This window comes from Labrenzia sp. 011, from assembly GCF_003075075.1.
In the GTDB taxonomy this organism is placed as follows: Bacteria; Pseudomonadota; Alphaproteobacteria; order Rhizobiales; family Stappiaceae; genus Roseibium.
Genome location: NZ_QCYM01000003.1, coordinates 1 through 13,187 on the forward strand (window position 1 = coordinate 1; position 13,187 = coordinate 13,187).

Genomic DNA, 13,187 nt, shown 5'->3' on the forward strand with positions numbered 1-13,187 from the left:
TCTCTGTTTGTCCGTTTGACGCCTAGCTTCTTCAATGAGCCTTTTTTCTCGTTCTGCCGATTGTTTTTCCCCTGTATGGTCCAGCACATACGGCACTACAACGCCGTCACAACCAAAAGCTCCAGCTGGCAATATCACCGTGCTGATCGCCAATGATCGTGTCCATTGGTTCTTCAATCTATTAATTATCATTTGAACCTCTATACACACGACAGGACAATTTCAATGCCATCCCCCACAACATCCAGCAAGTGGGCACTTCAACTGACTTGGCCATTATAGAATTAAAAATAGCAGAATAATGCAACCTTAAAGTTTATCAAAATTGGAAACTGAAGAACGTCGATGCTATCGCATGGATAGTGTACATTTTGGACCTGTCACGGATTTGTACCGCTCCTTTGACTTGGTATTTTGCCACAAAGGAGACTGTTCATGGCATCACGTAACGGCGCGGAGTGAACCGCGCCGGGTTTGCCGGAGGCTTCAACTCCTGAGTAGGATGAAGCCACAATGAGCAAGACAACCAATAAATACTCTCCCGAGGTCCGCGAGCGTGCGGTGCGGCTGGTGCAGGACAACCAGGGCCAGCACAGTTCGCGCTGGCAGGCGATTATGTCGATCTCCGCGAAGATCGGCTGTTCGGCGCATACGCTGAATGAGTGGGTGAAGAAGGCAGAAGTCGACAGCGGCAAGCGGGCGGGTGTCCCAACAGATGTTGCCGACAAGATGAAGGCGCTGGAGCGGGAGAACCGCGAGCTGCGCCAGGCGAACGAGATCCTCCGCAAGGCATCGGCTTATTTTGCGATGGCGGAGCTCGACCGCCGGTCGAAGTGATGGTGTCATTTATCGACATGCATCGCGCGGAGCATGGGGTCGAGCCGATCTGCACTGTCCTGCCGATTGCCCCCTCCACGTATTATGAGCACCTGGCGAAGCGGGCTGATCCGGCCCGGTTGTCAAACCGTGCCCGGCGTTACGAGGTATTGCGGCTAGAGATCCGGCGGATTTTCGAAGAGAACTGGCAGGTCTATGGCGTGCGGAAGGTCTGGCGGCAATTGCAGCGGGAAGATTTTGACGTCGCCCGCTGCACGGTTGCCCGGCTGATGAAGAGCATGGGTATTCAAGGCATTATCCGGGGTAAGCCGCACAAGACCACGGTGTCCGACAAGAAGGCGCTATGCCCGCTGGACAAGGTGAACCGGCAATTCCGTGTGCCCGCGCCCAACATGCTCTGGGTCAGCGATTTCACCTATGGTGCCACTTGGAAAGGGTTCGCCCAATACCTGTCGATCAAATACACAGAGCGGTTGGGAGAAGCTGGTATCGAGCCCTCTGTCGGCAGCGTCGGAGACAGTTACGACAATGCCCTGGCCGAGACGATCAACGGCTTGTTCAGAGCCGAGGTCATTCACCGCCGCGGCCCATGGCGTAATTTCGAGGCAGTGGAATACGCAACACTCGAATGGGTGGACTGGTTTAACAACCGTCGTTTGCTTGAGCCTATCGGGAATATTCCGCCGGCAGAAGCAGAGGCCAATTTCTATGCGGCTATGGAAACTGAGGAACGAGCCGCGTAACTAACTACAATCAGCCTCCGGCAAACCCGGCGCGGTTCACATCTCCGATGGGCGGGTTCTTTGTTTCAGGGCGATTTGAGCCGCTTATTGGCCTAGCCAACCAATCCTACGCGACGCAGTACAGTAAGCATCAGCGTGCACTCTTAGCCATCATCGCTGAGTACCGAAATTGTCGCATTTCACCTATCTCCTATTCCGCGCCAACCCAAGGAATTTCCTCGGGTTGGTACAAAACATTGGGTGCTATGAACAAAACTTTGGTCCTCTCACCATCCACCTGCCTCGCCTCAGCTGCAGCCGCTCGTGCTGCCGCAGGTGTCGCACTTCAGGCAGGTGCCGTTGCGCACCATGGTGAAGTTGCCGCATTCGGAGCAGCTTTCGCCCTCGTAGCCCTTCATGCGCGCCTGGGCGATCTGCTGGGCTGCGGAGGAAGGCTGCTGGGCCGGGGTGGTGGAGATTTCCACGGCGGCTGCCGCTTCCGAGCCTCGGGCAAAGGCGGTGGCGACGGCGGAGACCTGGGCGGCCGGGGCGTTGGCGGTCTGGACCGAGATCGCCTCGGTGGCTTCGCCGGCGGGTTCGCCGCTGGCGACCAGGCGGAAGCGCTCGGTCTGGCCGCGCACGAGGCCGTGCGAGACCACCTGTCCGCCGCCCTGATCGCGGCCCTCGTTCGGGCCCTTGCTCATGGCCGTGTTGCCGATGGCTTCCGGCGGCACATGGGCCAGGTCGTGACGGCCGAGGTAGGACACGGCCAGCTCGCGGAAGATGTAGTCGAGGATCGAGGTGGCGTTCTTGATCGCCTCGTTGCCCTGCACCATGCCCGCCGGTTCGAAGCGGGTGAAGGTGAAGGCGTCGACATATTCCTCCAGCGGCACGCCGTATTGCAGGCCGAGCGAGATGGCGATGGCGAAGTTGTTCATCAGGGAGCGGAAAGCGGCGCCTTCCTTGTGCATGTCGATGAAGATCTCGCCGAGGCGGCCGTCCTGGTACTCACCGGTGGTGAGATAGACCTTGTGGCCGCCGACGCGCGCCTTCTGGGTGTAGCCCTTGCGGCGGTCCGGCATCTTTTCGCGCTCGCGCACGGCCCGTTCGATGATGCGTTCGACGATCCGCTCGGCGACGACCTCGGCCCGCGCTGCCTGGGGCTTTGCGGCGATGTCCTCGGCGGTGTCTTCCAGATCCTCGTCATCGTCGACCAGAAGCTGCGAGTTGAGCGGCTGGGAGAGCTTGGAACCGTCCCGGTAGAGCGCATTGGCTTTCAGGGCCAGCTTCCAGGACAGGAGATAGGCCTCCTTGCAGTCCTCGACGGTGGCATCGTTGGGCATGTTGATGGTCTTGGAGATCGCCCCGGAGATGAACGGCTGGGCGGCCGCCATCATGCGGATGTGGCTTTCCACCGACAGGAAGCGCTTGCCGATCCGGCCGCACGGATTGGCGCAGTCGAAGATCGGGTAATGCTCTTCCTTGAGGAAGGGGGCGCCTTCCAGGGTCATCGCGCCGCACACATGGGTGTTGGCGGCCTCGATTTCGGCCTTGGAGAAGCCGAGGAAGGAGAGGAGGTCGAAGTCGGGATCCTCCATCTGTTCCATGGTCACGCCGAGGCTTTTCAGCTGCTCGTCACCGAGGGTCCAGCGGTTGAAGACGAACTTGATGTCGAAGGCCGACTTCATGCCGTCCTTGAGCCGCGTCAGGCTCTCGTCGGTGAAGCCCTTGGCCTTCAGGGCCGCCGGGTTGATGCCCGGAGCCTGATCGATGGAGCCGAGGCCGACCGCATAGGCCTCGATCTCGCCGATCTCGCTCTCGGTGTAGCCCAGCTTGCGCAGGGCCTCCGGAACGGCGTTGTTGATGATCTTGAAATAGCCGCCGCCGGCCAGTTTCTTGAACTTCACCAGGGCGAAGTCCGGTTCGATGCCGGTGGTGTCGCAGTCCATGACCAGACCGATGGTGCCGGTGGGCGCGATCACGGTGGACTGGGCGTTGCGGAAGCCGTTCTGCTCGCCAAGTTCCAGCGCGCGGTCCCAGGCCTTCTTGGCCCGCTCCACGAGCGCCTTGTCCGGGCAGGAGGCATGGTCCAGCGCCACCGGGTTGGTGTGCAGGTCCTCGTAGCCGTTCGCCTCGCCATAGGCGGCGCGGCGATGGTTGCGGATGACCTTCAGCATGTGCCGGGCGTTCTTCTTGTAGCCCGGGAAGGCGCCGAGCTCGCCGGCCATTTCCGCCGAAGTGGCATAGGCGACACCGGTCATGACCGCGGTCAGGGCGCCGCACAGGGCGCGGCCTTCGTCGCTGTCATAGGGAATGCCGGACGTCATCAGCAGGCCGCCGATGTTGGCATATCCCAGGCCGAGGGTGCGGAACTTGTAGGACAGTTCGGCGATTTCCTTGGAGGGGAACTGCGCCATCAGCACCGAGATTTCCAGAACGACGGTCCACAGGCGGACGGCGTGTTCATAGTTGTCGATGTCGAAGGAGCCGTCCTCCCGGCGGAACTGCATCAGGTTCAGCGAGGCCAGGTTGCAGGCGGTGTCGTCCAGGAACATGTATTCCGAGCACGGATTGGACGCGCGGATTTCCCCGTCGGCAAGGCAGGTGTGCCAGTCGTTGATGGTGGTGTGATACTGCAGGCCGGGATCGGCGGAGGCCCAGGCGGCATAGCCGATCTGTTCCCACAGTTCCTTCGCCTTGACGGTCTTCAACGTCTCGCCGGTGCGGCGGGCGGTCAGGTCCCAGGTGCCGTCCTCGACGACAGCGTTGAGGAAGCCGTCGGTGACGCGCACGGAGTTGTTGGAATTCTGGCCGGCGACCGTGAGATAGGCTTCCGAATCCCAGTCCGTGTTGTAGATCGGGAATTCGATCTTGGTGAAGCCCTGCCGGGCGAACTGGATGACGCGCTGGATGTAGTTCTCCGGCACCATCATCTTCTTGGCGGCGCGGATCTCACGCTTCAGGGCCGGGTTCTTGGCCGGGTCGAAACATTCGCCGTTGTCGGCCTCGCAATTGACGCAGGCGCGCATGATGGCGCTCAGATGCTTCTGGCAGACGCGGGAGCCGGTGACGAGGGCCGCGACCTTCTGCTCTTCCTTGACCTTCCAGTTGATGTATTCCTCGATGTCGGGATGGTCGACATCGACCACGACCATCTTGGCCGCGCGGCGGGTGGTGCCGCCGGACTTGATCGCCCCGGCCGCCCGGTCACCGATCTTCAGGAAGCTCATCAGGCCGGAGGACTTGCCGCCGCCGGACAGCCGTTCGCCTTCGGCGCGCACATGGGAGAAATTGGAGCCGGTGCCCGAACCGTATTTGAACAGACGGGCTTCACGAACCCACAGGTCCATGATGCCGCCCTCGTTGACCAGGTCGTCGCCGACGGACTGGATGAAGCAGGCATGCGGCTGGGGATGTTCGTAGGCGGTCTTGGACTTGGTCAGGCGGCCGCTCTGGTAATCGACATAGAAATGCCCCTGGCTCGGGCCGTCGATGCCATAGGCCCAGTGCAGGCCGGTGTTGAACCACTGCGGGGAGTTCGGCGCCACCTTCTGGGTCGCCAGCATGAAACGCAGTTCGTCGTAAAAGGCATGTGCGTCGGCTTCGCCGTCGAAATAGCCGCCCTTCCAGCCCCAGTAGGTCCAGGTGCCGGCCAGACGGTCGAAGACCTGGCGGCCGTCGATCTCGGAGCCGTAGCGCTCGTCCTCGGGAAGCTCTTCAAGAGCGGCCAGATCCGCTTCCTTGCGCCACAGCCAGGAGGGGACGGTGTTCTCCTCGACCGGCTTCAGCCGTGCCGGAACGCCGGCCTTGCGGAAATATTTCTGCGCCAGAATATCGGCTGCGACCTGGGAGAACTGGGTCGGGACCTGGATATTCTCCAGACGGAAGACGACCGAACCATCCGGATTCCGGATCTCGCTGGTGGCCGTGCGAAAGTCTATGGTGGCGTAAGGCGATTGACCGTCTTTGGTATAGCGCCGCTCGATCCGCATTCTCTAAGTCCCCTTGTAATCGCATTCCGGTTCTGCCCGAACCGGTCTCAAGTCCGCATCACATCCGGCTTGGCGTTGCCGCCGGCCTCATACTGCCGAATGCCGCCCTGTCATGGTCAGGCTGTAAGCCTGTATGTAGCGTATCTGATTTGCTGGTCCACTATATATAGTGCTCTTCAACAGGTTTGTCGCGATGCAGGACACAGAAATCGGCGCAGAAACCCATCCTCCGGTTCAAGGCTGCAAAACCGGAAGCGGCTACGCTGATACTTACTTTCTGGATGACCGGAGCACCCGGAAGGGCTCCCGACTACGCACATCGCAATGATAGAGAAACTAATGTAAACGAATTCTTAAGGTCAAGGCGCGAGTGACAACAGCTTGTGCCGGTCTCGTGTCTGGACGCAAAATCTTGTGTGCGAATGTGGATAGTGGGGAGTGGGCGGGACAGGCGCAATCAAAAGGAATTTAGCGCTTGCTTTCCCGGCAGGGCGGTGTTGCCGGTCCTGGCAACCGTTTCTGTGGATGATAATAGACAGGGTTTTATGAAAATTTGAAGAAAATCGCGGGGAAGGATTTCAACGGGGTTTAAGCCTGGGCTGGTTTAGTGCGGAAGTGACAGGGACAGGGACCCGCATTTCATGAAGCATCATGCCGCCTTCGGGCTTTCCATGGAAGACATCGACGCGGTCGTCGTGGAAGACAGCAAGCCCATGCAGACGATTCTGAGGTCGATTCTCCTCAGCTTCAAGGTCGCCCGCGTGCGGGTGTTCGATTCGGCCGACGAAGCACTGGAAGCCAGCCTGGCCGAACCGCCCAACGTGATTCTGACCGACTGGCGCATGCAGCCGACGTCCGGATACCAGTTCCTGCGACTCGTGCGGCACCGCCACATGGAGCCGCTTTGCTACGTGCCGATTCTCTTCATCACGGCTCACGGCACCCGGCCTCTGGTGGACAAGGCGTTGCGCGCGGGGGCACATCACGTGCTGGTCAAGCCGGTGTCGCCGTCGACCCTTTACAAGCGGTTGAACTGGATCCTGAGCGATGACCGGCCCATGACCCTGGAGCATTCCGGCTTCTACAATATCTACGGCATCCAGAAGACCCTGGACGCCCAGGCGGACAAGCTGCAGTCCCTGGCCGGTGCGCGTCTCCATCACAGGATTGCGACCCGAAAGCGCGCCGAGGTGGAAGGGGCCGTCGAGGCGGCCTTCGACAAGAAGGCCGACCGGGGGCCGGTCTTTGCCGGAGGGAAAACGGAAGAGCCGAAACAGCATTCGGCGGCGGCAAGGCACATCCGCGAGGCGGGATTCGCGTCGGTCAAGGGCGGCAAGATTCACTGAGTCGGGTCTGCGTCGCTTTTTCTCGCGCATTTCTGGATCCGCAACCTAGACAGAGACGTTTGTTGCCGCCATAGTCCGCCGAAATCCGGCGCCCCGTTCTACGGTCACCGGAGTTCGGGAATCTGTCATCGAGGGACCTTTAGAGGGCCATGAAAACTCTGCTGCTTGAATTGTTCACCTGGTGGAACGGCCAGACCATGGGCACCCGCTCCTTCACGTGGCGCAAGGGTGAGTTCGTCGGGGAAGACGAGTTCGGCAACAAGTACTACAAGGAACGGGCGGGCAAGAAGCGCTGGGTCATCTACAACGGCCTTGCGGAAGCCTCCACCATTCCTCCGGGCTGGCACGGCTGGATGCATCATCGGGTCGATACGCCGCCCGTTGACGAAAACTATCACGCCAAGCACTGGCAGAAACCGCATGAGCCGAACCATACCGGCACTCCGGCTGCCTATCGTCCGCACGGCTCGATCCTGACCCCGGAAAACCGGCCCGAGGTCACCGGAGATTACGAGGCCTGGACACCGGGCAACTGACGCCAGGCGGTTCGCGCCGGCGGCTGGATTCTCCCAGATAACACCTGCAAGAAAGCCCTGCATTCGCGGGGCTTTTCAGTTTGATGACACCCCTGGAGCCTTGTCGTTCCAGACAGGCGCACCGCTGCGTGCAGATCCCGATTCCGGCGAATGCCGGCAGGAAACGGGTTCGGCGGTCGGAGCCTTGTCTCATGTGCGCTGCTGCGCGCGAGAGGAACCGGTGAAATCGCCGGCGTGAGCTCAAACCTTCCGGATGTCGTCGAGCACGGCGAGGATGTCCTGGCCACAGGCCTGCGGTGACAGGGCGTAAAAGTCGGTCTCGCGTTTCAGGGCCTCGGAGAGCAGCTTGTTGTAATCGGCCTGGGAGACCTCCCGAGTGCCGAATTTGCTCAGATGGTCCGTCACGAATTGCGTGTCGAGCAGGCTGTAGCCGCCGACGACCAGTCTGGCGACCAGATGGGCCAGGCAGACTTTCGACGCGTCGGTCCTGAAGGTGAACATGCTTTCACCGAAGAAGGCGCCGTTCAGGCTGACGCCGTACAGGCCGCCGACGAGCTCGCCCTCCTGCCAGGCTTCCACCGTGTGGCAGTAGCCCATTTCGAAGAGCTCGCCGTAAAGACGGCGGATCTCGCGGTTGATCCAGGTCTTCTGGCGCCCGGGCATGGGCTCGGCACAGCCGTCGATGACCCCCTGAAAGTCGGTGCTGACCCGGATCTCGAACATATCGTTGCGGATGGTGCGCCTGAGACGCCGGGGCAGGTGAAAATCGGCGAAGGGGAGAATGCCGCGACGTTCCGGTTCCAGCCAGAAAAGGCTCGGATCATCGGCGGATTCGGCCATGGGAAACAGGCCGCAGGCATAGGCTTTCAACAGCACCTGCGGGGTGATTTCCATCACGATATCGTCCTGGTATCCAGCCATGATGCCTCACAGTCCGTTCAGGGCGCGTACGCCCTTGCCGAAAACCGGTCAGCTCGACTTGTTGGCCAGATACTTTTCCAGCCAGTGAATATCGTACTGACCGTTTGCTATATCCTGATTGTCTACCAGATCGCGGAAAAGCGGAATAGTGGACTTGATCTCGTCGATAACAAATTCGTCGAGGCAGCGGCGCAGGCGCATCATGCATTCGACGCGGTTGCGGCCGTGCACGATCAGCTTGCCGATGAGACTGTCGTAATAGGGCGGGATCTTGTAGCCCTGATAGACGCCGGAATCGACACGCACGCCAAGTCCGCCGGGGGTGTGGTAATAGGTGATGGTGCCCGGCGAAGGGGCGAAGGTGGCGGGGTCTTCCGCATTGATCCGGCATTCGATCGCATGGCCTTCGAAGCGGATGTCCTCCTGAACCATGTCCAGACTGCCGCCGGCGGCGATCCGGATCTGTTCGTTGACAAGGTCGATGCCGGTGATCATCTCGGTGACCGGATGTTCCACCTGAAGGCGGGTGTTCATCTCGATGAAATAGAACTCGCCGTTTTCGTAGAGAAACTCGATGGTGCCGACACCGCGATATTTCAGCTTGCGCATGGCGCTGGCGACGATCTCGCCGATCTCCTTGCGCTGGTCGGCGTTGAGAGACGGGGAGGGCGCCTCTTCCAGAACCTTCTGGTGGCGGCGCTGCAGGGAGCAGTCTCGTTCGCCCAGGTGCACCGCATTGCCCTTGCCGTCGCCCAGGACCTGGATCTCGATGTGGCGGGGCTGGCCCAGATATTTTTCCATGTAGAGCGCGTCGTCGCCGAAGGCCGCCTTGGCTTCCGAGCGTGCGGTGGACAGCGCCGAATCAAGATCCGCTTCGGTTCTTGCGACCTTCATGCCACGGCCGCCGCCGCCGGCGGCAGCCTTGACCAGCACCGGATAGCCGATTTCCCGGGCGATCGCATGGGCGTCGTCCTGCGGGGTCACGGCACCGTCGGAACCGGGAACGACCGGGATACCCAGGTCGATGGCGGTCTTCTTGGCCTGGATCTTGTCGCCCATGATGCGGATGTGTTCGGCGGTCGGACCGATGAATTCGATATTGTGGGCTTCGAGAATTTCCGCGAAACGGGCGTTTTCGGACAGGAAGCCATAGCCGGGATGAACCGCGTCGGCGCCGGTGATCTCGCAGGCCGCCAGAAGCTGCGGAATGTTCAGATAACTGTCGCGCGCCGCGGGCGGGCCGATGCAGACGCTTTCGTCGGCAAGGCGCACATGCATGGCGTCGGCGTCCGCGGTGGAATGAACCGCCACCGTCGAAATGCCGAGCTCCTTGCAGGCACGAAGGATGCGCAGGGCAATTTCGCCGCGATTGGCGATGAGGATCTTGGAGAACATGGCCACGACGGCTCCTTATTCGACGATAATGAGCGGTTCGCCGAATTCCACCGGCTGGGCGTCATCCACCAGGATCTGCTTGACGGTTCCCGATCTGGTGGAGGGAATGTGGTTCATGGTCTTCATGGCTTCGATGATCAGGATCGACTGGCCCTCCGTGACCTTGTCGCCGACCTGAATGAAGGGGGCCGCGCCGGGTTCGGGAGAAAGATACGCCGTGCCCACCATGGGAGAGGTGACCGTTCCGAGAGACGCCGGGGCTTCGGCAGCCGGGGCGGCCGCAGGAGCGGCTGCGGGGGCCGCTGCTGCAGGTGCGGCGGCGGGAGGCGCCATGCTGACAGGGGCATTGATCGATATCTGACGGGCGACGCGAATACGCGTATCGCCTTGTTCCAGTTCGATTTCCGACAGATTGGTTTCATCCAGAAGGATGGCGAGATCCCGGATCATGGCCGTGTCGAACTTCTTGTTATCATTACGCATATCGTTTGGCTCTCGTACTCGGTCCGCAAGAAGCGCATGTGCGTGATCGACAGGGAAGATCGTTCCATCCGGTGGATGGCGTCCCGCGGGACCATCCGGACCGGGAGCCCGACGTTTTTCCGCCCGATACCGGGTTGCACCTGCGCCATTTGCGCCGCCGATCAAAGCGGACAAAGGTTTGTGGCCCGCGACCATCCCGGACACGAGCCACGCTTCTTATAGGGATTGAATCGGGTCAGGAAAACCCCCGATTTCCCATCGATGAGACGGAGACCCCGTTTCCAACAACCTTGAGCGTGCCGGACAGGAGGTCAGCAGGTGGTCTCGCCGCAATTTTGCACCGCGTCCAGTTTCTCGCGAAGCTGGTCGAAGCCGACAGCGCCCATGACCACCTCGTTGCCGACCACATAGGAGGGCGTTCCGGTGAGACCGAGGCGGTTGGCGATGGAATAGACTTCCTCGATGGTCTGGCCGGCTTCATCGGTTTCCATGGCCGCCAGGAGATCGTCTTCCGCGATGCCGGTTGCGGTTGCGGCCGCAATCGCGCTCGCGCGATTTGCCTGGCTGCGGCCGAGAAGCAGTGCCTCGTGGAATTCGGCGTATTTTTCAGGCGCCAGGGTATTGACCGCGATGGCGACCTGGGCGGCTTCCACCGAGCCCTGGCCGAGGACGGGGAATTCCTTCAGAACGACTTTCAGGTCGGGATACTGTTCGATCAGGCGGGCCATGTCGCTGTGAGCGCGCTTGCAGTAGCCGCAGTTGTAATCGAAGAATTCCACGAGGGTCATGGATCCTTCCGGATTGCCGAGAACGACCTGACGGGAAGAGTCGAAGAGCACGTCAGCGCTGTCGCTGAGCGCCTGCAGCCGGGCGGTTTCCGCGGCTTCCTTTTCCTTGCGGTCCAGTTCGGTCAGGGCTTCGGCGACAATTTCCGGATTCTGGAGAAGATATTCCCGCACGATCTTTTCAATTTCGCCGCGATCCATGTCCTGGGCTGCGGCGGAGCCTGCGGCCAGCGAGAAGACCAGTGCGGCGGCGGAAAGGAGGCGCAGCAGGACGGAGGGACAGATTTGCCGACCGAAACGGGTGATATAGGTCATTCGTGACTCCTTGGATCAACCCGCTCTCATGCGAGGTCACATGAGAGCAAAGAGGCCGATCGATTCTAAATTTCCGGAGCATTAGGTCCGCGTTCCGGGGAAGCGGGATGCTCCATGCAAAAAGGTTCCGGCCCTTCGGCCCTGTCACCGGTGCGTGTCACAAGTGTCAGCGGCTTCTCGGCAGATCAGGTGGTTTGTACGCTACAATGTCGTCGGCTTGAAGCCACGCAGGCGTTCCACGCTTCAAACTTTTTTGAGCACGGGCCGCGTAGCGTTGCGCCGCCTGGAAATCTCCGCTCACCATCAGACCCTTTGCCGTTGCCAGATCGGCTTCCGCGCGCTCGCCCTGGCGCCCGTGGGCAATCGCCAGCTGGCTGTAGGCCACGCCCGAGTTCGGGTCTCTGTGAATGGCCTGTTTCAGGACCCGTTCTGCCTCGGGAAGATAGGAGGGCTCGTTGGCGCCGACCAGCGCATATCCAAGCCAGACGAGAAACTGCGGTTCGTTTGGTTTGAACGACAGGGCCTTGCGGAACGGCGCGATTGCGCCCTTCGGGTCGCCGCCTTCCAGAAGCGCCTGGCCCTTGAGTTCGTAGTAATAGGGATTGTTCGGCTGGGTGCGGATCAGCGCATCGATTTCCTTCACCGCGCCCTTGCCCCGGCTTTTCATGGCCGCGATCGCCCGCGCATATTGCGCCGCGGGGCTCTTGTCGCTGCGCGGATAGGCGCGCAAGGTGGCCGACGGGTGGCTGGTGAAGGCGAACAGTTTCGCACGGACCTGATCGTGCCGGTATTGCAGCACATAGTCTTCCGGCTGGTTGAAGTATTTTGACTTCTGGGCCTCGTTCAAAAGTCCGTTATATCGCTCCTGGGCCATCGGATGGCTCTGGGCGTATGGATCGGCGAACTTGCGCGAGAACATCTGCTGTTCCGACATGCGCTGGAAATTTTTCAGCATGCCGCGGGCGCTCTGGCCGGTTGCGTCGAGATACTTGAGTGCGGCCCGGTCCGCGGTCGCTTCCTCGCCGCGCTGATAGGCGAGCAGCGATCTCTGTCCCATCGAGCCGGATCCGAGCATGGCGGCGGCGCCCCCCGAGGCGGCCTGGCCGGATCCGGCGGCCGCGCCGGCCGCGGCGGCGCCTGCTCCCAGAATCATGCCGATGACCGCCACGATCTGGGCGTTGGCTGCGGCCGAGCGCAGACGGACGAGGTGTCGTCCGGCGATATGCCCGGTTTCATGGGCGATGACGCCAATGACCTCGCCGGGCGTCTCGGCTTCCAGCAAGACGCCGATGTTGATGAACATGCGGCGTGAATCGGGCACGAAGGCGTTGAAGGTCTTCTCGTTGACCAGAATGATCTGTGGTTCGGAATTGGCGATGCCGGCCACCTTGAAGATCGGTTTGGCGTAATCCTTCAGCAGCGCTTCGGTTTCCGCGTCCCGGACGAGTGGCAGGCTGCCGCGCTGCGCCTGTGCCGGGGCAGCGGCCAGGGGCAGGAGAAGAGCCGCCGAACACGCAAGGGAAACGGCCTTGCGTATCAGCCGTGCCCCGGAGCGTTTTTCGGGCCGGACGGAAAGGGGCGCTGGACGCGGCAAGTCGCATACCTCCGGAAACGATGACTGCATTTCGAAATCCACACTGATCCTCGCCATGCAATTCTGCTCTGGCGCACGAATGTGTGGAGAAGGTATGGAGCGAGTCGGGCCCGGTCAAGAAAAGTGAATGACAATTCCGGGAGGATCGCAAGGAATTGTCCAGCCGGCACCATCTCAGCCGGGGAACCGCCCCTTCAAGCGCGCAGGTCCGCTCCGGTCAGATTGCATCCTTTCGGAAAATCCGCGATACGAGAGCCGCGA

Annotated in this window: 8 protein-coding genes, 1 pseudogene and 1 other annotated feature; of the genes and pseudogenes, 3 read left to right on the plus strand and 6 right to left on the minus strand. The window is 61.1% G+C overall.

The window, feature by feature from the left end; all coding sequences use genetic code 11:
- Window positions 1-513: 513 nt before the first annotated feature.
- Window positions 514-1,580, plus strand: a pseudogene (locus DCO57_RS04875) (IS3 family transposase).
- Window positions 795-911, plus strand: a sequence feature (AL1L pseudoknot). (Overlaps the previous pseudogene by 117 nt.)
- A 287-nt stretch (window positions 1,581-1,867) precedes the next feature.
- Here DCO57_RS04875 and DCO57_RS04880 read toward each other — a convergent pair.
- A complete protein-coding gene (locus DCO57_RS04880) occupies window positions 1,868-5,551 on the minus strand; it encodes a vitamin B12-dependent ribonucleotide reductase (RefSeq protein WP_116697761.1) in 3,684 nt (1,227 codons plus the stop codon).
- Window positions 5,552-6,192: 641 nt separating this feature from the next.
- Between DCO57_RS04880 and DCO57_RS04885 the strand changes: the two genes are divergently transcribed.
- Together DCO57_RS04885 and DCO57_RS04890 are read left to right on the plus strand one after the other, a co-directional pair.
- The gene (locus tag DCO57_RS04885; protein WP_208977804.1) at window positions 6,193-6,897 is read left to right on the plus strand and encodes a response regulator; all 705 of its coding nucleotides are present in this window, start codon (window positions 6,193-6,195) and stop codon (window positions 6,895-6,897) included.
- Window positions 6,898-7,046: 149 nt separating this feature from the next.
- Window positions 7,047-7,433, plus strand: coding sequence for an NADH:ubiquinone oxidoreductase subunit NDUFA12 (locus tag DCO57_RS04890; RefSeq protein ID WP_116697762.1), 387 nt, complete (start codon window positions 7,047-7,049; stop codon window positions 7,431-7,433).
- A gap of 240 nt (window positions 7,434-7,673) precedes the next feature.
- Here the strand turns inward: DCO57_RS04890 and aat are convergent, their stop codons facing one another.
- The 5 genes from aat to DCO57_RS04915 all read right to left on the minus strand — a co-directional run bounded on the left by aat (window position 7,674) and on the right by DCO57_RS04915 (window position 12,983).
- Complete coding sequence (gene aat / locus DCO57_RS04895) at window positions 7,674-8,354, minus strand: leucyl/phenylalanyl-tRNA--protein transferase (protein WP_116697763.1); 681 nt, start codon at window positions 8,352-8,354, stop codon at window positions 7,674-7,676.
- 48 nt (window positions 8,355-8,402) lie between these two features.
- Window positions 8,403-9,749: an acetyl-CoA carboxylase biotin carboxylase subunit gene (gene accC, locus DCO57_RS04900; protein ID WP_116697764.1), complete on the minus strand. Its 1,347-nt coding sequence runs from the start codon at window positions 9,747-9,749 to the stop codon at window positions 8,403-8,405.
- Window positions 9,750-9,764: 15 nt separating this feature from the next.
- Complete coding sequence (gene accB, locus DCO57_RS04905; RefSeq protein WP_116697765.1) at window positions 9,765-10,232, minus strand: acetyl-CoA carboxylase biotin carboxyl carrier protein; 468 nt, start codon at window positions 10,230-10,232, stop codon at window positions 9,765-9,767.
- A gap of 311 nt (window positions 10,233-10,543) precedes the next feature.
- On the minus strand, window positions 10,544-11,332 hold the full coding sequence (locus DCO57_RS04910; protein ID WP_116697766.1) for a DsbA family protein: 789 nt from the start codon (window positions 11,330-11,332) through the stop codon (window positions 10,544-10,546).
- A 166-nt stretch (window positions 11,333-11,498) separates the two neighbouring features.
- On the minus strand, window positions 11,499-12,983 hold the full coding sequence (locus DCO57_RS04915; RefSeq protein ID WP_205756085.1) for a M48 family metalloprotease: 1,485 nt from the start codon (window positions 12,981-12,983) through the stop codon (window positions 11,499-11,501).
- Window positions 12,984-13,187 lie beyond the last annotated feature (204 nt).